Origin of the sequence: Streptomyces sp. NBC_01003 (assembly GCF_045162695.1) — a bacterium.
Taxonomy (GTDB): domain Bacteria; phylum Actinomycetota; class Actinomycetes; order Streptomycetales; family Streptomycetaceae; genus Streptomyces.
This window is the reverse complement of record NZ_CP108707.1, coordinates 292,719-314,777: the sequence shown is the minus strand read 5'-3', so window position 1 is coordinate 314,777 and position 22,059 is coordinate 292,719. Positions and strand designations below refer to the sequence as shown.

The 22,059-nt window shown below is 66.7% G+C and carries 26 protein-coding genes and 3 pseudogenes; 13 read left to right on the top strand and 16 right to left on the bottom strand.

The features are described 5' to 3' along the window. Positions 1 to 190 precede the first annotated feature (190 nt). Positions 191 to 298, bottom strand: a pseudogene (locus OG698_RS01565) (hypothetical protein); the annotation flags it as partial. A gap of 109 nt (positions 299 to 407) precedes the next feature. Between OG698_RS01565 and OG698_RS01560 the strand changes: the two are divergent. Together OG698_RS01560 and OG698_RS01555 are read left to right on the top strand one after the other, a co-directional pair. After that, positions 408 to 605, top strand: coding sequence for a DUF1778 domain-containing protein (locus OG698_RS01560; protein ID WP_406100940.1), 198 nt, complete (start codon positions 408 to 410; stop codon positions 603 to 605). Further along, complete coding sequence (locus OG698_RS01555) at positions 602 to 910, top strand: hypothetical protein (RefSeq protein ID WP_406100939.1); 309 nt, start codon at positions 602 to 604, stop codon at positions 908 to 910. The genes OG698_RS01560 and OG698_RS01555 overlap by 4 nt, the downstream gene beginning before the upstream one ends. A gap of 66 nt (positions 911 to 976) precedes the next feature. Here the strand turns inward: OG698_RS01555 and OG698_RS01550 are convergent, their stop codons facing one another. Then, positions 977 to 1,351, bottom strand: coding sequence for an SH3 domain-containing protein (locus OG698_RS01550; protein WP_406100938.1), 375 nt, complete (start codon positions 1,349 to 1,351; stop codon positions 977 to 979). A 99-nt stretch (positions 1,352 to 1,450) separates the two neighbouring features. Between OG698_RS01550 and OG698_RS01545 the strand changes: the two genes are divergently transcribed. After that, positions 1,451 to 1,714, top strand: coding sequence for a hypothetical protein (locus tag OG698_RS01545; RefSeq protein WP_406100937.1), 264 nt, complete (start codon positions 1,451 to 1,453; stop codon positions 1,712 to 1,714). Positions 1,715 to 2,134: 420 nt separating this feature from the next. Continuing rightward, positions 2,135 to 2,473, top strand: coding sequence for a barstar family protein (locus tag OG698_RS01540; RefSeq protein ID WP_406100936.1), 339 nt, complete (start codon positions 2,135 to 2,137; stop codon positions 2,471 to 2,473). 322 nt (positions 2,474 to 2,795) lie between these two features. On the opposite strand, the gene OG698_RS01535 is transcribed toward OG698_RS01540, so the two are convergent. Next, entirely contained in the window at positions 2,796 to 3,026 is a 231-nt protein-coding gene (locus tag OG698_RS01535; RefSeq protein WP_406100935.1) for a DUF4265 domain-containing protein, read from the bottom strand. 142 nt (positions 3,027 to 3,168) lie between these two features. On the opposite strand from OG698_RS01535, the gene OG698_RS01530 reads away from it, so the two are divergent. The 4 genes from OG698_RS01530 to OG698_RS01515 all read left to right on the top strand — a co-directional run bounded on the left by OG698_RS01530 (position 3,169) and on the right by OG698_RS01515 (position 6,480). Then, positions 3,169 to 3,930 carry a DUF4253 domain-containing protein gene (locus OG698_RS01530; protein WP_406100934.1) on the top strand — a complete coding sequence of 254 codons (762 nt, stop codon included), beginning with the start codon at positions 3,169 to 3,171 and terminating at the stop codon, positions 3,928 to 3,930. A gap of 463 nt (positions 3,931 to 4,393) precedes the next feature. Beyond that, complete coding sequence (locus OG698_RS01525) at positions 4,394 to 4,924, top strand: hypothetical protein (protein WP_406100933.1); 531 nt, start codon at positions 4,394 to 4,396, stop codon at positions 4,922 to 4,924. A gap of 4 nt (positions 4,925 to 4,928) precedes the next feature. Continuing rightward, on the top strand, positions 4,929 to 5,357 hold the full coding sequence (locus OG698_RS01520) for an Imm1 family immunity protein (protein ID WP_406100932.1): 429 nt from the start codon (positions 4,929 to 4,931) through the stop codon (positions 5,355 to 5,357). Positions 5,358 to 5,847: 490 nt separating this feature from the next. Then, positions 5,848 to 6,480 (top strand): DUF2461 family protein, encoded by a 633-nt coding sequence (locus OG698_RS01515; protein WP_406100931.1) that lies wholly within the window; start codon positions 5,848 to 5,850, stop codon positions 6,478 to 6,480. Positions 6,481 to 6,482: 2 nt separating this feature from the next. Here OG698_RS01515 and OG698_RS01510 read toward each other — a convergent pair whose 3' ends face one another. Beyond that, a complete protein-coding gene (locus OG698_RS01510) occupies positions 6,483 to 6,692 on the bottom strand; it encodes a hypothetical protein (protein WP_406111727.1) in 210 nt (69 codons plus the stop codon). Here OG698_RS01510 and OG698_RS01505 point away from each other — a divergent pair. Continuing rightward, on the top strand, positions 6,588 to 6,914 hold the full coding sequence (locus tag OG698_RS01505) for a hypothetical protein (protein WP_406110752.1): 327 nt from the start codon (positions 6,588 to 6,590) through the stop codon (positions 6,912 to 6,914). The two genes, OG698_RS01510 and OG698_RS01505, sit on opposite strands and share 105 nt — an antisense overlap. A 1,414-nt stretch (positions 6,915 to 8,328) precedes the next feature. Here OG698_RS01505 and OG698_RS01500 read toward each other — a convergent pair. From OG698_RS01500 to OG698_RS01485, 4 genes and pseudogenes are all read right to left on the bottom strand, one after another. Then, positions 8,329 to 8,931 (bottom strand): hypothetical protein, encoded by a 603-nt coding sequence (locus tag OG698_RS01500; RefSeq protein WP_406100930.1) that lies wholly within the window; start codon positions 8,929 to 8,931, stop codon positions 8,329 to 8,331. Between the two features lie 498 nt (positions 8,932 to 9,429). Continuing rightward, positions 9,430 to 9,828 carry a hypothetical protein gene (locus OG698_RS01495; RefSeq protein WP_406100929.1) on the bottom strand — a complete coding sequence of 133 codons (399 nt, stop codon included), beginning with the start codon at positions 9,826 to 9,828 and terminating at the stop codon, positions 9,430 to 9,432. Between the two features lie 814 nt (positions 9,829 to 10,642). Continuing rightward, a complete protein-coding gene (locus OG698_RS01490; RefSeq protein ID WP_406100928.1) occupies positions 10,643 to 11,410 on the bottom strand; it encodes an SDR family NAD(P)-dependent oxidoreductase in 768 nt (255 codons plus the stop codon). A gap of 422 nt (positions 11,411 to 11,832) precedes the next feature. Then, positions 11,833 to 12,225: pseudogene (locus OG698_RS01485) on the bottom strand (DNA polymerase III subunit alpha); the annotation flags it as partial. A gap of 59 nt (positions 12,226 to 12,284) precedes the next feature. On the opposite strand from OG698_RS01485, the pseudogene OG698_RS01480 reads away from it, so the two are divergent. Then, positions 12,285 to 12,437, top strand: a pseudogene (locus tag OG698_RS01480) (transcriptional regulator); the annotation flags it as partial. A gap of 111 nt (positions 12,438 to 12,548) precedes the next feature. On the opposite strand, the gene OG698_RS01475 reads toward OG698_RS01480, so the two are convergent. The 3 genes from OG698_RS01475 to OG698_RS01465 form a co-directional block, all read right to left on the bottom strand. After that, positions 12,549 to 13,115 (bottom strand): dihydrofolate reductase family protein, encoded by a 567-nt coding sequence (locus OG698_RS01475; RefSeq protein ID WP_030842650.1) that lies wholly within the window; start codon positions 13,113 to 13,115, stop codon positions 12,549 to 12,551. A 523-nt stretch (positions 13,116 to 13,638) separates the two neighbouring features. Further along, the gene (locus OG698_RS01470; protein WP_406100927.1) at positions 13,639 to 14,649 is read right to left on the bottom strand and encodes an RNA-binding protein; all 1,011 of its coding nucleotides are present in this window, start codon (positions 14,647 to 14,649) and stop codon (positions 13,639 to 13,641) included. Positions 14,650 to 14,827: 178 nt separating this feature from the next. Continuing rightward, entirely contained in the window at positions 14,828 to 15,280 is a 453-nt protein-coding gene (locus OG698_RS01465) for a winged helix-turn-helix transcriptional regulator (RefSeq protein WP_406100926.1), read from the bottom strand. Positions 15,281 to 15,372: 92 nt separating this feature from the next. Between OG698_RS01465 and OG698_RS01460 the strand changes: the two genes are divergently transcribed. Both OG698_RS01460 and OG698_RS01455 read left to right on the top strand, forming a co-directional pair. Continuing rightward, positions 15,373 to 16,212: an SDR family oxidoreductase gene (locus OG698_RS01460; protein WP_406100925.1), complete on the top strand. Its 840-nt coding sequence runs from the start codon at positions 15,373 to 15,375 to the stop codon at positions 16,210 to 16,212. A 297-nt stretch (positions 16,213 to 16,509) separates the two neighbouring features. Continuing rightward, positions 16,510 to 16,899, top strand: a complete 390-nt coding sequence (locus OG698_RS01455; protein WP_406100924.1) for a hypothetical protein — start codon at positions 16,510 to 16,512, stop codon at positions 16,897 to 16,899. Between the two features lie 10 nt (positions 16,900 to 16,909). Here the strand turns inward: OG698_RS01455 and OG698_RS01450 are convergent, their stop codons facing one another. From OG698_RS01450 to OG698_RS01440, 3 genes are all read right to left on the bottom strand, one after another. Continuing rightward, a complete protein-coding gene (locus OG698_RS01450; protein ID WP_406100923.1) occupies positions 16,910 to 17,038 on the bottom strand; it encodes a hypothetical protein in 129 nt (42 codons plus the stop codon). Positions 17,039 to 17,148: 110 nt separating this feature from the next. Beyond that, the gene (locus OG698_RS01445; RefSeq protein WP_406100922.1) at positions 17,149 to 17,544 is read right to left on the bottom strand and encodes a PPOX class F420-dependent oxidoreductase; all 396 of its coding nucleotides are present in this window, start codon (positions 17,542 to 17,544) and stop codon (positions 17,149 to 17,151) included. Positions 17,545 to 17,741: 197 nt separating this feature from the next. Continuing rightward, the gene (locus OG698_RS01440) at positions 17,742 to 18,089 is read right to left on the bottom strand and encodes a helicase associated domain-containing protein (RefSeq protein ID WP_406100921.1); all 348 of its coding nucleotides are present in this window, start codon (positions 18,087 to 18,089) and stop codon (positions 17,742 to 17,744) included. Between the two features lie 113 nt (positions 18,090 to 18,202). Between OG698_RS01440 and OG698_RS01435 the strand changes: the two genes are divergently transcribed. Further along, positions 18,203 to 18,688 (top strand): hypothetical protein, encoded by a 486-nt coding sequence (locus OG698_RS01435; protein WP_406100920.1) that lies wholly within the window; start codon positions 18,203 to 18,205, stop codon positions 18,686 to 18,688. An 824-nt stretch (positions 18,689 to 19,512) separates the two neighbouring features. On the opposite strand, the gene OG698_RS01430 is transcribed toward OG698_RS01435, so the two are convergent. After that, positions 19,513 to 20,001, bottom strand: a complete 489-nt coding sequence (locus OG698_RS01430; RefSeq protein WP_406100919.1) for a hypothetical protein — start codon at positions 19,999 to 20,001, stop codon at positions 19,513 to 19,515. Positions 20,002 to 20,850: 849 nt separating this feature from the next. After that, positions 20,851 to 21,366 carry a hypothetical protein gene (locus tag OG698_RS01425; protein ID WP_406100918.1) on the bottom strand — a complete coding sequence of 172 codons (516 nt, stop codon included), beginning with the start codon at positions 21,364 to 21,366 and terminating at the stop codon, positions 20,851 to 20,853. Positions 21,367 to 22,059: the final 693 nt, after the last annotated feature.

The window sequence follows — 22,059 nt, the reverse complement described above, 5'->3', positions numbered from 1 at the left end:
GAGGGCCCCCGCCGCGCGGCGGGGGCCTTCGTCGTTTGAGGGCAAAGTCAGGGCGTGGGCTGATCACTGCCCGCAGTGCGGGCAGTGATCGCCGTGGCGGCCTCGGGTCTCCACCACCAGGCCTCGTTCCGGTGAGCCGTCGCAGGTGATACGCGACACTGGAAGTGCTGGTCAGCCCCACGGCCGCTCCCAGCTCGCGCACGGATGGCGCTTCGCCATGCTCCGCGATCCACTCACGCGCGCACAGCACGATGCGGCGCTGTCGGTCGGTTAAGGCGTGCGGGGCGTTGGTGCTCATACATTTCAGTAGAGCGTCTGTTCGATTTTCTGGGCGAGTCCCCGGACCAGGCCCGGCACGTTGCTGATATCACGTGACGACACCGCTTTTCGGTGGCTACTTTGGTGTCATGTCGATTACTCCGATGACCCTCCGCGTCCCCGACGAACTTGCGCCCTCGATCAGGCAGGCCGCGAAGGCGGCAGGGCTGAGCGTGAACGCGTACGTGGTGCGCGCCGCCCGCCGCGCCGCGACCCTCGACGCCGGTCACCAGCTCGCCGAGCTCGGCCTCGGGCAGGACCTGGCGGGCGAGGGCGACACCCTGTGACCCGAGAGATCAAGCGCGGGGACGTTTGGTCCCTGCCCGACGACCGCCATGTCCTGGTGGTCTCCCTGTCCGGCCTCGATGAGGCGTACGGGGCCGTCCTCGCGATCGTGCTGCACCCCGCCGGCCGCTACCCGGACACCGCGATGTCCGTCGTCATCGACAACCCGATCCCCTGCACCGCGGTCGCCGTGAACGTCCAACAGTTGGGCGCCGTGCGCTTCGCAGACGCCACTCACCGCGGCACCGTCGACCCCGCCACGATGGCCCGCGTCGACCAGGCCCTACGCGCCGTCCTCGACCTCTGACCGGGTGTACACCCAGAGACGACGGCGTAGCTCCACCCACAGGAGAGGACGGGCGAGACGCCGTTCCTAGAAGGGGGCGTCGTCCCAGCAGGTCATGGCGACCCAGCCCCATTGTCCACCGAAGGTCTTGACCTTGATCCAGCCGTTTGCGCGGTTGTATCCGCATCCTTTGTAGGGGTCACCTACGACGGTGCTGTTCGGGGAGCAGACACGGTTCTGGTCGTTCGGCACTGCTTCCAGGATCCGGGCGTTATTCTTCGCGAATTCCCTGATCTGACCCCAGGTGCTGATGGGTGTCACCATCCCCGTTGCGCAGCCGTCAGTGAATGACGCGGACTTGGCGGAGTGATCAGCGGCGTTTGCGGCGCCCGGGATTGCAAGGCTGATGGCTGCGGCAGCCGCCAGCGACGCGACTGTCCTTGATCGCAGAGACTTCTTCACAGGTTCCTCCTCTTGTTTCATCTCGTGCATTCGACGCTGGAGTCTGCTGCAGGGTTGGGTGACAGATTCGGTCACGCAGCCTGGAGGGCCAGGACGGTCATGACGGACGAGATCGTCATGCACCGGCGGACCGGCCTTCTTGACCCTGCCGCGCTTCTTGCCGAACACGCTCCATCAGCTGTTGTCCCGGCAGATCCGCCACGCGGTCCGGTCAGCCATGCCGGCCCCCACGCTGCGGGCTTCGTCGGCCAGGAAACGCTAGCCGAACTCCGCATCCCCACGGGGGCGTCGAACAACGCGTTCGCGCGGGCCTCGGCCTCGAACCCGGCACCGGTCACCGGCCTCTCCAGCCAGCGACAGTAGCGCTGTCGGGCGAGCTGGAGGACCCGGCACGTGACCGTGACGGGAACACCGTCGCCGGCGAGCTCTCCCACGAGCGGGTAGATCCTTTTCCCGGCAGAGGAGGCCTGGGACAGACACGCCGCGGCCCCGCGCAGGACCTCGTTCTCCTGCTCCAGCAGCTTGATCCGCGGCGGGCTTCCCGCAGTTCCGCGCTCTCCTGACTGCTCGTTCCAGGCTTCACCCCGTCGTCGATGTCGGCGCGGCGCATCCACTTCGACAGCGACATCACATGGACGCCGAAGTCGGCAGCCACCTGCTCCAGCGTCACGCCCGGGCCCGCGATTCTTCGCGACCCGCACGACATCCTCGCGGAACTCTTCCGGACAGGGCTTGGGCACAGCGGCATCCTTCCCACCTGCCCCACAGAGCAAGCCAGTTCAGATGTCACCCGATCGAGCAACAGACCCCTCGGAAGGCCGGCGCGCCTGGCTGTCCGTGGCCCTGTGGTCCCACGAATACCAGCGCCCCGGGCACCCCGTGGACGCCGAGCCGGGGCAGGTGTTCGCCCTGGACGGCCGCCAAGTCGTCGATGCCAACAGTTTCTACTGCGCGCTGGGTGAGGCAATCAATGGGCCCGGCGGGTACTTCGGATGGAATCTCGACGCCGCGAACGACTGCCTCAGAGGCCGCTGGGGGCGCCTCTCCTCCGTTCACCCTGGAATGACAGCATTCAGACGTCGCGAGGACACATCTGGTCCGCCACCGCAGGGTGGAGAGTGACACCGGGCCCTCTTCGAACTGCTCCTAGAAAACTTCGAGGATCACGGCATCGAGGTCCTCTTGCCGTGAAGCAGACGGTGACTTCTTCGCCCACTGGGGCTGCTTGCGGGTGAGCCGGCGGGTTATGAGGGTGATGAGTGACCAGGGCAGGTGGGCTTCCGCGTGTTGCGGCAGGCGACTCGTAGTCGCGGGCATTGCGGCGGGCTTTCATGATCCACCCGACCCTCATCACCAGACGTGACGGTCTCGACGCCTCCTGTCTGCCCACGGGCCTGCGGGCAGACAGCACTGTTCCAGGAGCCCTCGACGTGCGCCTCGACAGTCAGGCGACCCAGCGGCAGTTGCGCACCCTTGCACGACGGCGTCCGCTGGGCCGGCCGCCTCCTCGGCCCAGCGGACGCCGTCGTCGATCCTCCACTCGGATGATGTCGTCACTGGCGACTCCGCGCACAAACCACGGGGTGTTGTCCAACTGCACCGTTCCATCACCGAGGTCGATCGCCCACAGGCTCTCAACACTCGCCGACGGCCAGCCGCCGTCGGCCACGTCCATCCGAAAGCGGACCTTCACATGGTCATCCGTAACGCACGCTCGTCACGACACCATCATCCTCACTGTCAGACCCTCGAACTAGCCTCCGCTCGTGACCCCTGAACTGTTTGCCTCTCTTGCTGTTCCGCTCCCAGAGGGCCGGATGATCACATCCGATGAAGGGGACGGTGACGTGCGGCCACTGTGGCTGAGCACCGCTCCGGCCTCCGTCGAACTGTGGGCTCGTCTGCTCGCCGAGCACTGCGCCTCAGGCCTGTGGCCGCTGCTTCTCGACGCCCACGCCACAGGCGACGCCGAATTCCGGCCTTGGGTATCCGGTGAACTGTTCCCCGAGCGCATGTCCTCACCCCAAGCACACAACTCGGCCGAACTCCTGGCGCGATGGTGGAGCGTGTACACGAAGACCGACGAGGACGATGACCTGCTAATACCGGGCGAGCGGCTCGCCGTCACCGCTCCGTTCGGGCAGACCTGGCCGCGTCCGATCCTCAGTCACGAGCCCGTGACGAGTGCTGATGAGCTAGCTGCCGAGTACGCGCAGGTCTTCGCTGACCAGCACCCCCATGCGCGCCTCGGGCTCGTCGCCGCCGCCTGCGGCGCGGACACACTGACTGCCGTCGGCTGGGACGGTCCGGCCAACTACGACGACGACACGGCCAAGTTCTCGGCTGTCGTGCGCGACTGGGAGTACCGCTTCGGTGCACGCGTCGTGGCCGTCGGCTTCGACACTCTCCACCTCAGCGTCGCGGCACCCCCGATGTGCATCGAGGATGCTCTCCTGGTCGCCGCCGAGCACTTCGCCTTCTGCCCGGACAACATCTGGCAGGGCCCCCACCCCTGCACCCTGACCGCCTACGCGGAACGCATCGTCGGTATGAACAGCTGGGACTTCTGGTGGGACTGACCCCGACACCAGAAAGGCAGGGAGCGATCGCCTGAGCCCCGGCAAAAGGTCTCTAATGCCCTGCTGCCGTGCAGGTACCCCCCTCGTGAATACCCGTGCCGTCGCCATTTGTCGCGATGTGCCGCGGCCTACCTCGTCGGCGACCCTGTGCCTGCGCTTCCGGACGTGGCCGATGACGAGGACTTGCTGGAGCGGGTCGGCCGCGTTCTTGGGGTCACGCCGAAGACTTGGACTCCTACAAGACAGACCCGCGGCTCGCGCCGCACCTGGTGAAGGTCGGGGGAGTCGGGGGCTGGCCGCGCGGGGTGCTGCGCGCCTACGGGAGCACGGTCGTCCGCGGCTGGAGGCGATCCGGCGCAACGGCCCAAGGGGAGTGGCGGCATGGTTTCCCACGATCAGTTGCAGGCCCGTGTCGGTGAACTGCTGGATGCCGAAAGCGGGTTGACGCTCGCACGGCTGCAGGATGAGCTGGGCGTCGCCCACTCCACCGAGACCCGGGTGCTGCCCAGGTGCGCGGGAGCGCATCGCCGACCTGTGCGCCGCCGAGGAGGACCTGTCTTTTGAGGAGGCTACGGAGCGTCTGGGCTATACGGCCGCGGTCCGCAAGGCGGCGATCACGTATGCTCGCACGGCGCTGCGCGGGCGACGGCTACGCCTGTACGTGCGGAGCGTGGTGGACGCGTTGGTGGCCGAGGGCCTCGCCTCGCAGCAGGGCGTGGTGATCGTGCCGGTGGCCGACGATGTTCTGGCCGCGGCCGTGGTGTTGGCCTTCGATGCGCCGGCGTCGGCGCTGGTGTGGGACGAGCGGTGGGGCTGGCGCACGCCGAGAGCCGCGGCACCCGATGGGTCGGGAGACAGGGCAGCCCCCCCGAGGACAATGGGGTCCGCTACCTGGGCCCGGATCAGCAGCCCGCGCCCGAGGCGCTGGTCGCCGCTGTGTACGACGACCGGTGCGGAACCCGCCGACGACCGGCCCCGAAGGGGGGAGGGGTGAAGTGATGCGTGGAGTGGAAGCCTATTACCGGAATGAGCACGGGGATGCCCCGGTGATGCTTCGTTCCCCCGAGGAGGTCGACAGCTTGATCGGCGAGCTTCTCGGGAGTGACTGTTCGGAGAACATGGCAGTCCTGCATAGCCTGGAACGGCCGCTCATGCCTGTGGGAGTTCCGGATCACGAGTTGATGGTGGGGGTTAACGGGGATCTCCAGGTCGGAGTTCTCTCCTTCATGGATGACGGAAATTTCGTTTCGCTTGGGCCCGACGATGGGCGCGGTGAAGTCAGTTACTCCATCATGGGAAATATGACCGAATTTCCCGAGAGGTCAGAAATTTCTATCTCTCTTGTGCGGCAAGCTGTAAAGGAGTTCTTGTCGTCTTCGGGGAAGCGTCCGGCATGTGTTGAATGGCAGGTGCCGGAATTTTGGTGAAAGTGGGACCTTGACCAGGACTGGCCCCAGTGGGCTGCCGACCGGCCGGTTGGCAGCCCTTCATGCATTCTCGTGATCCCTACTCTTCAGCAGTATTGAAGGAGGAATCGCCGCCCGGGCCTACGCCACGCTCATCGGCGGGCCGTTGGACGGGTTGCTCCTGGACGTCACCGACTGGCGGCCAGAGGAGAGCCTGGTTCGACGGCATAACGACCGACCTCGGGTCCGATTTCGGTGCCTACGAGTACGTCACGAACATCGGCTTCGCGGCCTGACAGACCTGTGGGATCTCAAGTTCGGCTGCACAATCTCACCGCCCGCTTCATATCGACTGCACTCGCCGTGCTTCTCGACGAACTCGCCCACCGCGCACGGCACATCGAACTGGCTGGCGAGAGCCCCGCCGCAGCACTTCCCACCTTGCCTGGGGTTACGCCTCCCTGCCGTCTCACTCTCCGCGCGCGGAGAGTGGGTGAGCTATCCTCCGCGCATGCGCGGACAGTTCACCGGCTGGCCGGAGCAGGCCATGGACGTGTTGTGGCAGCTCCAGGGCGAACCTACCCACGCGACCCGCGAGCGCTACCGCGCGGACCGCGAACGCCTGGTCCGGCAGCCGATGATCGCCCTGCTCAACGAGATCGCGGACACTGATCCCCGGTACGAGGACTTCTCCGTCTGGCACTACCGCACCGACTCCTGGTGGTGGCAACACCAGGGCGCGGTGATCCGACTCGGCCGCAAGATCGAGATCAGTCTCCGATTCGCCCTGGACGGCCTGCGGATCCAGGGCGCCTGGTGGTACCCCGATCCCGGCCAGGTGGACATGTTCCGCAAAGCCGTGGCCTCCGAGGGGAGCGGCCGTGAACTGTCCGCCATCGTCGAGGACGTGCGGAAGAAGGGCTACGACATCTCCGGGGACGTGATGAAACGCCCCCCGCGCGGCTATCCGACGGACCACCCCCGTACGAAGCTGCTGCGCCACCGTTCGCTGATCGCCGCCCGTCCTCTCGGCTGCGAGGAGTGGCTGCACACCTCCGAGGCGGTCGACCGGGTCCTCTCGGCCGCCGCCGACCTGGACGCCCTGCTGATGTGGCTGGTCCGCCACGTGAAGGGCGCCGCCTGACATCACGAGGGCGCCGCGCGGAACGGGAGAACCCGGCCCCAGAGCTTCCCCACACCGCCCGAGCCGTCGACACCGACCAGCTTCTTGACCTGGAACAGGAGGCTGCCATCCGCGGCTTCAGCCAGCGGCTCCCGGTCGACTGGCTCCGAAAACACCTCGCCGCAGAGGCGAAGCACTACCTGGTCCCCACACTCGTGCACCAGCTCCGCCACCGTCCCGAAGTATCGCCACAGTGGAGGTGCCAGCTGCTGCTGACCGTCACGACCGGCGAACAGATCTGGGGTCTGCTCGACGTCCGCCCTGACACCTTCGACAGACTTCCGGAGACCTTGGACGCGCCCTCGAAGAAAGACATCGTCAGCCGCATCGAGCGAGGCGTGACTCGGCGCGCGTGGTCAGAGCGGATGCATCCTGAGGAAATGCCACACAACTGAGACACAGGCGCGCGGACAGGAGTTGAGACAGCTCAGAAGTCCGGTGGTCAGAGCACTGCCCTTTGATATACGCGCGGCGAGATCCTACAGCCTGTCCCGTTACTCCTGACTGAGGGGCGTGGGTGCCGGCATGATGACGTCCATGACTGCAGATCGAAAGGCCGGTGCCGCGTAGACGGCCTGGCGCCCTGCGCGTCGAACAGTATGGTCCTCGCGTCTGGGAGGGCCCGCCGCCGGATCGGATCCACGGGCTCTCCACGCGCACCAGCCTCGCACTACATCGAGTTGAGAGGCTGTCGGGCGACTATTACGTCTATCCCGGTGCCACGGACCGTGCGCTGCGGCGATACCAAGCGTTTCTGGAACCGCCCGGACGTCGGCCGCTCTATCCGCAGGACGCGGTGTGTTCGTGCCGCGGCTGTTCCTTTGACGACGTGAGGCATGCACGGGACGTGCTTGAGCTAGTCCTGGAGCAGCTGCCTGTCCGGGCTCGGTCCGAGCTGAAGCGTCAAGTAGCCGCTCTGGACACTGTGTACCTGAAGCGCACTCTTTCCGACCCGTTCGCCGACCACCGGCAGTGGCGCTCTGACCTTTGGTGGCGTCGTCGGCTCGCGGGCGGCAGGGAGGCTGGGTGAAGACCGAAGGTCCAGCGCGGCAGCAGTGAAATGATCACAGCGGACCGATACACGGTGCTCTTCCAGCGCGCGAAGGGTGAAGTGCGAGGAGTCAGCAGTACCGGTCGGCCAGTGTTCTTTCCCAGCGACGGTCATCGCCTCGCGGGTGATCTCCCCGATCCTGCGGGCGGTCGCGGAGTCAGGTCGCATGACGACAGACATGACCCAGCGATTCCCGCCGTCCACAGGCGGCACCTGGCACTGGACCGCACCGGCCAGTACGGCTTCCCGGCCGCGTTCGAACAGTGCATCGAACCTCGTTGCGTACATGTCGAACGATCATGCCGCAGCTGGCCTGGCGGCCACAACGCACACGGGCGGCTTGGCTGCCCTGCTTCAGCGAGGTCCCCCTCGAACGCGCCGCAGCAGCTAAGCACCGGCAAGTCGAATAGGGCGGCGACGCGCAGCCCGAGCGCGGCCGCGCCTTTGCGTGAAGCCCTCAGCAGCGCTGCTGTGCGCGGCCGGTCCAGCAGGGGAGCGCCATATATAGCACTGGCCGAGAGCGGCGAGGTAGGCGCCACCGTTGCTGGTCGGTGGGGATGTGCTCACCGGTAGTTGTACCGGCACTCCTCCATCGCGCGCCACAAGCTCCCGCGCACAGAGCTCCGTAGCGCCGACAAGGTACTCGGAGCAGCCCACCATCGTGACGACGCGTGCGCCAAGGCGGCCGGCTGTCCTCGTACTGATCTGAGTGCTCTCATGGCCGATGTCGTCATCCCCTTCCCAGCCAACCCGATTGGTCAGCCGAACGGGGAGGCACTTCCCGGCCTGCAGCCCTTGGGGACGCTGTTGCCGCTGACGTTGAAATCTCCGCACGTCAGAAACACATGGTTCAGTGTGCCGAGCGTGAAGGCGAGCACCCCGACGATTGCGATCGTGCCGACGACCCTCCACTGCTGACGGGCGGAGAGCTCGGATTCCCCAAACAGCAGGATCCGAAGAAGGGTCCAGGTCAGCACTGGTGTGCCAATGACGCTGAGGATGCCGCCTGCCAGGAAGAGCAGCTCTCGCGGCGTCCCGCCCTTGTGGGGCACGATGGCGGCGATGGTGAGCCAAACGCTGGGTAACGCCAGGCAGGCCAGGTACGCCCATCCGTGCCGGGGCAGGCGTTCACGTAGCAGTAGAGCGCTGAGCAGTACACCAGTCGATACCGCCCAGAGGGTGAGCAACTGGTAATAGAAGACAACGTGATAGGCGCCGAGCGTGAAAGCAGGCTCCCAGACCACCAGCGCTCCGCCGCCCGCCACCACGGCAGCCGTCGCTTCCCATCGTTCACTGTCGGGCCCGCGCCGACTCGCGGAGGCTGGGCGGCCTGTGGGGCGATTTTCGTCATCCATGGACATCCATATCCGGCATAGCATCATGTTTTGGGCATTATAGGATCGGGCGCCCTAGGGGCTGGTGCTGGTAGCCCGCACGTCCCCCATGTTTCGCAGTCGATGGGCGCATGCGTGCATCCCTCTCTGCTACCGGCGACTCGCCAAGTGCGATGGGCTGTTAAGCCTTCGGCAGGTGGCTATGTGCGTGAGTCGTGACGTGGTTTCGACGCGGGATTGGGGGGCGCACGCTCGTGCGGACAGCCGATGTACGCGAGAACGGGAGTCACCCCATGCAGCCAGCTAACGGCTGTGCCCCAACGCGTCTATGTCGTGACGAGCGGCAGTGTTGAAGTTCCAGAACTTGCGAGGGCTCTACGGCTTGATCAGACCGCCCGCCGTCGACGACAAGCGTCAGCTGAAGAGGGACCGTGTGGGGTAGTGAGCCCTTGAGGGCAGTCTCATCGCAGCAGTGCCTCGGGGCGTCGTCCCGCTGAATCAGACGGGCTGACCCCGGCTCTCCCCTCAGACGGGCTCCGGAAGCGGTCCGAGGTGTTTGATGACGCGCTCTCGCAGAAGGAGGTACTCCTCCCAGCGGCGGGGCAGAGGGCCCGGCGGGCGCGCGACGACACGGGCAGCGGTGACGGTCTGTCCGAGCTGGAACTGCTCGCGCGTCAGATCGAGTTCAATACCGCTGGGCAGCCGGTTCCACCAGTGGAAGCCGTGCTCGGTCCCGTCAAGGTGCACCTCACCGACCATGAGATCACCGCTGAAGACGTCGTTGACGACCAAGGCCGTGATGTCACAGTGCCCCCAAGCCGGGTTGCCGGGCTGCCAGTCGGCCTGGTCGTCGGGCGAACAGGTGTCGGCGGCCCAGCAGGCGCGCAGGGCTCTGTCGAGATCGAGCAGGTTCCAAGGGATCACGCCGCCCGCATCGCAGCCACCACTGACATCGGAGATGGCACACCAGCCGCGAGCCCCGACAGGACCGAAGCACGAGCTGCCGAACAGGCGACAAATAGTCATAACGGACAGGGAGATCAACTGACCGTCAGCAAGGACTTGAGTCGTCCGCTCACCCGGATGGCCCACTGTCCGTGGACAACTCCGGATCAGGCAGCGGGCAACTGGCCCAGGCGGCGCCCCTGGTCGCGGCGGCTGCTACGAGCTGGGCCAGTTCGCCGTCTTCGAAGGTGGGACCCTGCCAGCCGGAAGGGGCTGCGACGGGGTCGAAGCGGGCGACACGGCGGCGGCCCCCGTGGCGTATGAGGACTTGATCGCCGTGCACCGTCGAGTGCTGGGCCCGGATCACCCGGACACCCTCCAGCTGCGCAGTGCCCTCGCAGACTGCCGCTCCGACGACGCGGAGGCGGACACGATGATCCCGGTCTATCAGGATCTGATCGCGGACTGCGCGCGGGTCCTGGGCCGCGACCATCCCAGTACGCTCGGCATGCGCGGCCGCCTGCTCGACTGCCGGGCGGAGGCGGGCGACCCGGCAGGGGCGGAGGCGGGCGACCCGGCAGGGGCGGCCGAGGAGTGTCGCGAACTGCTCCGCGACTACCAGCGGCTCATACCACCCGACCACATCGAGACCCTTCCCGTCCGCGCCACCTACGCCAAGCTACTCGCGGACAGCGAAGACTTCGCCGGGTCGGTCACTGCGTACGAAGACCTGCTGCCAGTGGCCCCATCGGCAGTAACCCCCGACGCACTGCCGTGCGACACCGTGGGCACGTCAGGGCAGCCGCACTCTGGTGAGGCGGTTCAGCTCGTCGAGCAGGGCGTCCTGGAAGTCAGGGTCGGAGGCGGCCGGAATGGGCTCCCGGCGGTGCCGGTGGTACCAGTAGCCCCCGCTGACGGCCGCCTCCGGGTCGTCACTGGCCGCCAGCCACACCTGCGTCGTGCGCCCGAGGGTGAGGTCGTCCGACGCGCTCGGCCCGCCCATCCGGGTGGGCACCCAGCCAGGATCGACGATGTTGCCGATCACGCCCGGCCACCGCCGCGCCACCGCGTATGCCAGCGTGGCGACGAGAAGTTTGCTGTCGCAGTACGCCTGGACGCCGCTCCATCGCCGTGATGTCCACTCGAGGTCGTCCAGGGAGGCGCTGCCGTCGTCCAGCATGCCGCTGCTGATGTAGATCAACCGGGCCGGTCGCTGGATCTCGGCGGTCAGCACGTAGGGCGCGAGTACGTTCACGGCCAGCGTGCGCGGGTGACCTTCGGCGGTGGCGACGCGCTCGTGGTCGATGAAGATGCCCGCGTTGTGGATGACCGTGTCCATCCGGCCGAGCGCGTTGACCTGCTCGGCCAGGGCATGCGTCTGTTCGGCGCTGGAGAGATCGCCGACGACAACCCCGACCGCGCGGTCCGCGAGGGCGCCTAGATCCGCCGCCCGTGACGGGTTGCGCGCGTGCAGGACGACCTCGTGCCCGTCGTCAAGGAGATCCAGGGCAGCCGCCTTACCCAGCCCTTCGGTCGATCCGGTGATGAAGATGCGTGCCATGCGTGGTCTCTGCTCCCGGGTGAAGTGATCGTGGCGGCGAACGGTCGATGCTGCACGAGCTGAAGGCCGATCATGGATGTGCCCCAGCATCTCCGCTCCGGACACGGTACGGGCGACTCGGGCGATGTCCGGAACGTGGGCCGCGCACGCAACCGAGCTCCGTACAGACCCTGTGTAGGGCATCTCTCTGCAATATTTCATGTGGAAAGCCCGCAAATGCGTCGCCGTGCCGAGGTGCGCCGCGCGGTAGACGCGCGGAATGCTCCGGAGCACGGACGGTTGGGCCAACCGATCTTGATGCGAACGGACGCTGTATCCGGCCTGCGCCGACCAAATCGGCCCCCCAGCATTCGTGTCGTGCACACGGAGCGATGGAAGGGTCTGCAAGGCGATGGAAGCAACACGGCTGGACTTGACACAAAATCGATCTGGAAGCAGCCCAGCGTGTCGGAGCGGCGGATCATCTCGAACGTCTTCGGGTCGTCGAGGGGGACGTGGTCGGGGTTGCCGAGGTCAAGGTGACGGCCCATGGTGCGGCGGACCTCATGAACCGCATGGGCCATCGCCGACTGCATCCGCACGCCCAGCACATCCAGCTTGAGCAGGCCGAGGTCCTCCACGTCCTCCTTGTCTGCCTGGACCATCGGGTACTGGCCGCCCGGGGTGGACTGCACGGGCAGCCGGTCCAGCAGCGAAGCGTTGGACAGGATGACGCCGCAAGGGTGCATGGCGTAGCCCCGCACGAGCGCGTCCAGTCCCTCAGCGAGCTCGAACAATGACCCGAACTCCTCCGCACGGGCAGCGAGTTGACGCAGTCGGCGACTGGCCGGCGACCGTGCCGCGGGAGGTGACGCCGGGCTTGCGCCCGGTGATGATGAACGTGCGCCGCTGGGACAGGATTGTGGGCGCGTGGTCGGCCGGCGACCATCAGGGCCTGGATGCCGCATGGACAGCCGACGTCCTGCCGGACCTTGGCTCGCAGTGGGGCCAGTACGAGTACGTCACCAACGTCGGTTTCGCCGCGTAGCAGCACCTGGCGTCGTGTAGGGTCTCGCGGCTGATGTCGTAATCTCACGGGCGGTGTCGTACCGATGTCGTATACGACATCACCGTGAGACTAGCGCGTGGGTGCTGCTGCTCAGCGCCTCGTCTCGTACCTGGTCAGGACCACGCCGCCGGGAAACGTCCGCGTCTCCACCAGGTTCAGGTTCACCCAGCTGTCCAGCGCGGTGAAGAACGGCGTGCCGCTGCCCACCAGGACCGGATGGGCGGCGATCGCGTACTCGTCGATCAGCCCGGCGCGCATGGCCGCCCCGGCGAGCGTTGCGCCGCCGATGTTCATTGGGCCGCCGTCCTCGGCCTTGAGCCGGGTGATCTCGGCGATCGCGTCGCCGGTGACCAGGCGGGTGTTCCAGTCGACCTTGTCGATCGTCGAGGAGAACACCACCTTCGGCGTGTCCCGCCAGTTCCGCGCGAACTCGATCTCCGCCGGGGTGGCGCCCGGCTGCTGGTCGCCGGTCGGCCAGTAGGAGCTCATCGTCTCCCACAGCTTGCGCCCGTACAGCGACAGGCCACTCGCCTGCTCGTGGTCGAGCCACCACTGGAACAGCTCGTCGCTCGGCGGTCCGCTCCAGCCGATGTCGTCGCCGGCCGCGGCGATGTAGCCGTCCAGGGTCAGGTTCATGCCGTAGATCAGTTTCCGCATGGCCCAGCCTTCCGTCCGTGGGTGTCCGGCGTATAGACCAGCGCGGCGCGGGAAACTCATCGGTGCGCGATCTGGGCTCGCCGGTAGCCCCCGTGCTCGGGGCTCAGCGTGGTGTACTCGGCCGACTCGGACAAGCCGCCTGATCTCGACCTCGACCTCGCCCTCGCGAGGAAATGCCACGGATTTGAGACTGATCATGGGTGACAAGGCCGTGAGACAGCCAAGAACGCCCAGGTCACGCAAGATCGACATGTCACGAGCGGCGAGACCCTACACCAGGCTTGTAGGGTCTCAAATTTCGCTGCACAGTCTCACGGCTGACTGCATATCGCCTGCACATAGCGCCGCCGACCGACACGTCGTGAGACTGAAGGGAAACGTCCAAGTCGCAGCGTCGGCGCATGACACCGAAAGTGAGAACCTACAGCCTGTGTGGGATCTCAGATTCCGTGGCCGAATCTCACGACCGATGGCCACTCGATGGCCGGGCGGCCACCAATCTGAGACAGGCCGGTCGAAGCGCTCACCCTTGAGGCTGACGAAGTGCCCAGTCGCGGTCGCTCGGCGTCGGCTCGGTTCGCCAACGAGCCCGTAGGACTCCGTCGTTGTCGGGCATGACAGCAGTGCACAGAGGCATCGATTCACCCGCATATGCAGACAGGAGCGCGGCGGCATAGGCACGGGATATCCGGGCGGTCAGTTCGGGGAACCCGTCCTCGCCGGCGACGGCGCTGTGGATGTTGCCGTCGTTGTCCTGCCACACGCCTTCGACGAGGCCATCAGCGGGCAGGGCTCCCAGGACGGCGTCGATGTCGGTGGACAGGGACGGCCAGACGGCGAGACGGGCCCGGGGAGCCAGTCCAACGCGAACGGGGTCGATGGTGTCGCTGGTGAGGTGGTGCCATCGTGAGGCGCCTTCGAGATATGTCTCTTCCAGGATTCCCGCACGGCCGGTGGCGACTGCCCTGTGCAGGTCGGCCCAGAAGTCGTCATCGCCGGGCCGCTGGATGCCCTGCTCTTCCTCCTCGGCCCCGAAGGCGTACGGGGAGGCGTCCAGGCGTTCCGGGAACAGCCCGAGCTCCCGGGTGTGGGCCAACGCTTCCTCGCAAGGCCGGCTGCTGCTGATGTAGAGGTATTGGTCCCATCCCACATGGACCGCGAACGCGCCTTCCGCCTCCAGCCGGCACCAGGCGCCGTTGTCGCGCAGCATGGCGCGCACCAGCTGCAGCCCGATTTCGAGCGGTACTTCTGCCCCGTCGTGAAAACCGGTAGGGCCGGCAGGGAAGAGCCCGTCCAACCCAAAGCCGTCCACCGGAGGCTCCGCACCGAAGTGCACGTAGGACGGAACCTGTGGTTCACGTACGGCCAGGTGATCGACGCCGGTGTCCCTGGCGAAGGCCGCGACCGCCTGAAGGTAAGACGCCTCGACCTCGCCGTGATCGCTGACGATGTCCTCACTGCCGGTGTAATACCCGTGTTCGTCACGGTCGGCGGGGTCGTACTTGGTGACGCGGTAGACGTAGGGGAGTTGCACCCCGCCATCATCCAGCACGCTCGTGTCGCCCCGCGAGGAAATGCCATGGGAGGTGAGACAGAGGCGTAGGGCAACGTCTTGAGACAGATCAGGAAAATGCTGGTCAGCGCAATGCTCTATGGCACGAGCCGCGAGATCCTACATCCAGGTGTGGGATCTCGGATTGGCTGGCCGAATCTCACGGCCGGTGGCTATTCCGTGGCCGATCGGCCACGGAACTGAGACTGGCTGGGCGGCCTGTTGCGCTCAGTTGCTCCGTGGCGGACGCCCCGCCGGCTGCCAGCCGGTGCGTGATCCGGTCGAACAAGTCCGTCAGTGGCTCACCGACGTCCTGGCCAAACCCAGTCAGCCCGTAGGTGACTTGGGGAGGCGTCGTCGGCTCGACCTTCCGCCAGACCAGGTCGTCCTGGACCAGCGCGCGCAGTGTCTGAGCGAGCATCTTCTCACTGATGCCCTGGATGCTGTCGCGCAGCTCGTAAAACCGAAGGTCGTTGCTCCGCAAGGAGATCAGCACCCAGATACCCCACCTGCTGGTCACGTGGTCGACCACGTCGCGCGCAGGGCAGTCGGTGTGAAACACCTCATACCGATTGCTCGCCTCGGCCTGCGTCAGCTGCGCGCCTTCCCTCATGTCCGGAGCTTACCTCTGGGTATGTTCTTACGAAAAGTAAGCCTGCCTCCTAGCGTCAATTGCCGCAGTGCACAACGGACTAGGAGCTGAACATGATCGTGGTGACCGGGGCTACCGGAAATGTGGGCCGGCCTTTGACGCAGGCCCTGGCCGAGGCGGGCGAGCAGGTGACGGCGGTGTCACGGCACGCGGCGGCAACGCCGGGCGGGGTCCGGCACGTGCCGGCTGACTTGGCCGAGCCACAGGGCCTCACTCCCGCTTTGGACGGGGCGAAGGCGCTGTTCCTCCTGCTGTCCGGCGACCTGCACGCCCCCGAAGCCAGGCCGACCGACCTTATCGACCTAGCCGTTACCAGAGGGGTCCGCCGGGTCGTCCTGCTGTCTTCGCAGGGCGTGGCGACCAGGCCGCTCGGCTCGTCGCGGATCGCGATGCGCGCGGTGGAGGACGCGTTGAGAGAGTCCGGCCTGGAATGGGCCATCCTGCGACCGGGCGGCTTCGCCTCCAACGCCTTGGCGTGGGCGGAGTCCGTCCGCACGCAAGGGACGGTCGCCGCACCCTTCGGCGATGTCGGGGTTCCGATCGTCGACCCGGCGGACATCGCCGAGGTCGCGGCGGCCTGCCTACTGGACGACCGTCACACTGGCGGAATCTTCGAGCTGACCGGGCCCGAGGTGATCACGCCCCGTCAGCAGGCGGAGGTCATCGCCGCCGTGCTCGGCTCGCCGGTGCAGTTCCACGAACTCACCCGGGAGGAGGCCAAGGCCGCGATGACCCAGTTCGTGCCGCCGGAGCTCGCCGACGACACCCTGGACATCATCTCCGCCCCGAACCCCGCCGAACTGCGGATCAGCTCGGACGTGGAACGAGTCCTCGGCCGCGCCCCGCGTCCTTTCAACGACTGGGCCGCCCGTCGCATCGCCGCTTTTCGCTGAGGCACAACTCAGCTGAAGTGCCCGGGCAGCCTCGTGCGGCTACGGCCGCACGGGGCTGCCCGGGCACCGCGTACCACCAGTCAGAGCTCAAGAGCTGAGCGACCTGACAGGGTCCAACTGGTGTCCTGCGCCGGAGATCCGTTGGCAGGAGCGGGCGAGGAAGTCGAGGATCTCATCGGCTGTTTCGGTCCAGGTGAACGGGGTTGAGTTCTCGTTCCACTGGCTTGACCCAGGCGCGGGCGTCAGCTGCCAGGCGTATTCACCGACGAACCTTGCGGGGGTGCTGACAAGCCGCCGGTGGATCCACCGGCGGATTCACCTGGGGAGCAGCCCGCGCCCAAGACGAAGCAGGGGGCGATCAAGCGTTACGAGCAGTTCCTCCACGCCGTGGGCCGGGAGGACATCGACACGGTCTGCGAGGTGGCCGGGCCCGCGGCGAAGCAGGCCGAGGACCAAGGGTTCGGTCCGTGCAGGTCGACGTTCGTCATCACGTTCCAGATGATCTCTCCGGCGCAGAAGAAGGCTCTGCAGACCGCGACGGTCGACCCGCAGCGGGGCGTCGAGCTGGCACCCGACAGGTTCGAGATGCCGGCCGAGTCGATCAGGTCGTCCGTGACGTTCTCCGAGAGCGACCTCGGTGACTCCACCATGGGGTACATGAAGGACGAGTGGTACATCGTCGACTGACCGGCTCTGTTCAGCGGGCAGTTGGGCGCGGATCGAGCTTTTTGAGGTCGTCTATGGCCCGCCGGAAGGCGTGGCCGAGGCCGACGCCGTACCGGTGGGCGAGGTTCAGGGGCGGACCACAGACAGTCGGCCAGCTCATGCTCCAGCGCCTCGCGTCCGCCGCCGGGGCGGGCGCCCGCCCCGGCCATGACGAGCTTCGCGAGGTCGCCGTCTGCGAGGACGGATGCGGTCCGTCAGCCGCTCAGCCGCTCAACCGCGTGGCGAGTGCACCTTGTCGGCGCTGATGGTCAGCAGGACGCGCTCCTGGTCGCGCCCACCGAACCAGGGATAAGGTCCGCCGAGGTACTTGTGCGCCACTTTGTCGATGTGCGCCTCGGCGCCCTCGGTCGTGGACGAAAGGACGCGGCCGCGGATTGCCCAGTAGCGGGAGGGCTCCGCCGGATCTGCGATTGCGACGGCGACGCGTGGATCACGATGGATGTTCTTCACCTTCTGATGGGTGGTCACCGTGTTGATGACTACATGGTCCCCATCGGTGTCGACCCAGGTCTGAGTGATCTGCGGCGAACCGTCCGGCATGAGCGTCGTCAGGAAACAGATGGCCGGGCCGCCCAGAACCTCGGTCAGCTCAGTAGGCAATGTCATGTCTGGCAACTTTCTCGTGTGGCGCCGGAGCACCCACCCAATCAGAACCTCCCGCCCGCGGGCGCAGGAGTTCAGGCGCCAGCTCATCCTTTAGCTGCCTGGCGCGCCCGCCTTGAACACGGCACGGTCGGAGTGAGGCGGCAGCACCGACGGACGGTGGATGGGGCCGAGCTCCTGTCCGTGCTGCCTCGTAGCCGCTACCAGCGCATGCCGAGCTGGTCGAGGTTTGCTCGACGTTGTCCCTCGACGCCGGCCCCGGAGCTGGCCTCCACGCCCGCCGCGTCGCGTCCGGCCTCGTCCACCGACACCAGCTCGACGTGTTTCCTGGGCACGTTCAGGTGTCCCTCACGGGCATGGAAGCGACGCGCAGCCGCCAGATTGAGCATCCACTTGTCATCCCGCGTGCGGCGCACCGGCCGCTCGTCCTCGCCAGCCTCTTCCACGCCCAGCACGCTCTCCAGCAGCCACTGCTGCGCCGCCCCGAGCTTGTCCCACCCCAGCCGCCGCGCCTGCATCCACGCTCCCAGGTCCTCGCCCTGCACCACCAGAGCACCCGCCTCGCGGGGCAGGTGCCGCGGGCCGAGGCGGGGGAGCCCCTATGCCTTTGGTCAAGGGAAACGGGGCTGCGCTGAACCCTGGGGACAGGCAGCATGGCGGTGTGGGAGATCTGCTGTGGGATGACGTGAGCTGCTTCTTCGACCCGGACTTGATGGGGTCGCTGCCGGACATGCGTGTCCCAGATGCGTCGGTGAAGGACTGGCAGGCAGTCCTCGATCTTGTCTCTGAGAGAGGCTGGAAGTGCCAGTACTCCGAAGGCGAGATGGTGCTTCCGGTGCCCAGTGCGGAGGCCGTGTTGACCCGCCCGGCAGATGCCGAGTGCCCGGACCTGCGGGTCTGGCCGACTGCCGATGTGCTGGCGATCTTTCGCTTCCATGGTGACGACGAAGTCGACTTCGACATCGACCTGCGGGAGTTGCAGGGCCAGGAGCGGCTTGATGTGTTCTGTGGCTTCCTTCGGGAGATCGGGCGGCGGTTGGGCAAGTCGGTGCTGATGGACCCGGAGGGCGACTATGGCCATCCGGTGCTCGGCTTTGATGTCGAGGCTGATCGAGTCGTTCTTCTCGCGGATCCGCAGGTCAGGTGACTGCGGCCGACTGCTGGGGTTCTTAGAAGGTGTAGGGCACGACCACTGCTGCAGGGTCGCTGCCCTCATGGACGGTCTCGGCGCCACCACCACTGACGAGACCGACACTCGGCGGCGTGAGCGGTCACCGCTCCCCACACCTCTTCCAGGGCGCGGAGTACCGCCCTGGAAGAGGCCGCCGCATCCCACAGCGGATCGCGCGTACCTGCCGGGCCGCGCCTGTCGCCGTGGTCAGAGGGCCAACTCCACTCGGGCGCCATGAGGTCACACCTGAATAAAGGAAAAGAAAACACCGATAAAGAAAAGAATAAATCGATTCTGGAATCGCCTGGGGCCGTGCGATGCCACTCACCGAGGCCGACGAGCCACGCCGCACCGTGCAGGGCCAGCAGACCGCACTACAGCGCACCCACGACCGTACGGCCGAAGCCCAGGCCGAACAGCGCGCCGACCAGACCGAGCAGCGGCTCGCCGAGGAACCGCACGGCGTACAGCGGACCTTGCCCAGGCGTACACGGTTGCCCTCACCACCGCCGAACACGCGAAGGTCATCGCCTGCCGTGCCGAGGTCGTCCTCGGCCGCGTCCGAAACGCCCAGTCCCTCGCCGACGAGCTGTTCGTCGCCGGGCGCACCCCGGCGGAACACGATGCCGGCCGCCGCGTCTTCGTCACAGGCCAGCGCTCGCCCTCGGAGGCCGCCCCATCATGAGCACCCCGCCTCCGGTGGCCACGTCCGTACCTGCTGCTGGATGGTGGTGGCACGGCTGCGGATCAGACCGTCTGCGGTGCTGCGGCGTGGCGGCTTTGATGGATCGGGACCGTTCTCAGTGGGGCGGTGCGCATCGATGGGGGAGCGTGACGATTCCGGGGCGGTGTTGGAACGTGTCCATGACCAGCCATTCGTCCAGCTCGGGGTCGTAGAGGTTCTGGACGCCGAACTGCAGTACCTGCCAGAAGGTGCCCCGGTTGTTCTCGTCGACATAGATGTCGCCCAGAGCGAGCGGCAGGCGCGGGTGGTTCCCGGGAGGGAGCTCGGGCAGGACCACGCCCACCCGCCAGTGGTTCACGTACCGTGGCGTGGTGCGCCTGAGGGTCTCCCGCCCGACGAACCGGGCTTTCTCGAACCCCTGGTTCAGTGCCTTCAGGTTGAAGCCCGGGATGCGTGAGCAGGGGTGCTCGTACAGGCCCGGCCATTTGTACGTGAGCGTGTAGAGCGTGTCGTGGTAGATCAGGTTGGTGAACCAGATTGGGTACTGCGGGCCCCCGGCGGTCATTTGGCTGTTGCCGTCCCGCCCCTCCCAGGTGAAGGGCACCGTGATGTCCAGGTCCCGGACGATCCACTTGCCCTTGCCGCGGAAGTCGCGGGGGAGGCGGGGCGGAGGTGGAGTCGGGGAGGGCCTGCGGTGCGGCCACCGTCCCGAACGAGAGCGCGGTATCGGTCCGGTGGTCGGCGCCGGCCGCGGACGGAGCGGCTGGCACTAGCGCGAGCGCTCCGGCAAGAGCGGCCGACACGGCCATCAGACGGGTGCCATTCTGGCCCATGTTCTTCCTCAGCTGTCGCCTCGGCGCCGTCGGGACGCGTGGAGATTAGAGCTGATACTGCACCGTTCTCTCCTAACCTGCACTTTCCGACACCGGTTTTATCGAGAGCGCGGCTGAGGTGTCGTCAGTGTCTCGCTGGCCGAACCGCCCCACCGCAGAGGACCGGTGCCGACAGCCCGCCATTCCCGGTACGGGGGGCGGGTGCAACCGGCGCATGACGATCACGATGCAGGCCGTGAGCGCGCCCGCCGCGCCCTGCCGGTCGTAATCCCTTCTCCGGGCCCCTTATTTCGTGCGGGAAGTCCGAAGTCCAGCGGTCGTGCCGTTTGTTCGTTGACCTGATGAAATCCCTGTCGCAAGATTTCATCCGTCGCCGCGAAACGGCGGTGCACACCGCGGTCCCAGGGCACACCAGACGCTGTCCCCGTCGGCTCCTGAGCTCCGGCAGCGCCGACCAGCGACCCAAGCGACCGAACGTGCATATAGGTGACGGCGCTACGCCCGCACCACGCTTGCTCTGCCCAGGCTGTTGGTGACTTTCTCGAGGTGGCTTCAGGTGTCGCCAGCAGTTTCCGTCCCCGAGCTTGGTGGGTGCGAACCCAGGTTCACGGCTCAAGCAGTCACGGCTTGTGCGTCCCGCGCCACGTCCAACCCGACGTGAGCACGACCTCCTGCAGCGGGTCCCTCAGATCGTTCGAGTCGAAGCGGAAGTCGTCAACGCGTCGGCGGCGACCGTCCTGGCCCTTCTTGTAGCTTCCGCGCCAAGACTTCACTCGGGTGCGAGAGCCCTTGCCATGTCTGCGTTCCACGACGCGGGTGGGCGGGTCGCCCGCGCGGGTCGTCTCGCGGACATCGGCGCAGACCCGCACGTCATGGGCCCCACCGTCCAGACGCATACGGAACTTAAACGTCCGCTCCACCTGTCGGCGTCCCATCCCGCTGCCCCATCCCGGCTCGAGCATGTGCCACTCTGCCACCACGTCGGCCTTCTCCTCCGCGAGCGCGGTGCGCACGCGGTAGGGCTTGTCCGGGCCATTGAGCGCGAGCAGGGCCGCCTCCACGTGGGAGCGCGCCAACGGCTCGACGCCCTCGTCCGGGTATCGGGTACCCGTCCGCCAATCGCGAAAGCGGCCCATTGCTAGTTTCCTTCCGACGTACTCGGTCGCACGGTGCGTACGAAGTCCTGGAACTCTTCGAGGACTTCAGAAGCTGTTCGGCGATGGCAGTCAGTGCCAACTTGATCACCGCATACCTCGTCGATTATCCAGACCGCCTCGCGGACCTTCTGTTCAAGATCCTCGGACGCGTCCTCAAGGGACCGGTTGGCGAAGCATCACTTCGACGGACTCGGCGAGATCGAAGGGTGCCGGGTTTGCCTGCTGTGCACTGGCCCGTCTACGAGAGCCGGGACGGCCCGTCCCTTGAGCGAGATCTCCCCATCCGGCAGCCACCCTTCCCCGTACCCCTCTATGAAGTCGAGCAGTTGGTCCGGCTCGACCGCCACATGCGCTGAACGCAACTCCGCCGTGGTCCACCAGCACGCGTCAGGAGCGAGTGCGGAACGGGTGGACGTCGCCCAGGTCGCCGGCCGTACAACGACGAAATACCGAGTGCCCTTCGTCGTATCCCCGCATGGCTTGGTTCACGGGATGGGACAGCACTTGTGCACAACTTCGGGAGGCACCCGGTTTCTGCCTCGGTCACTGTTCACGAGAATTGACAGCACTTCAGGGCTTGACCTTTCAGGCCGGCGGGGGCGAGGTCGGAGGGGCTGGTGTGTGAAAGCCGTTGCGGCAGTCCACGTTGCCCTCGTCCGACTGCCCGGTCTT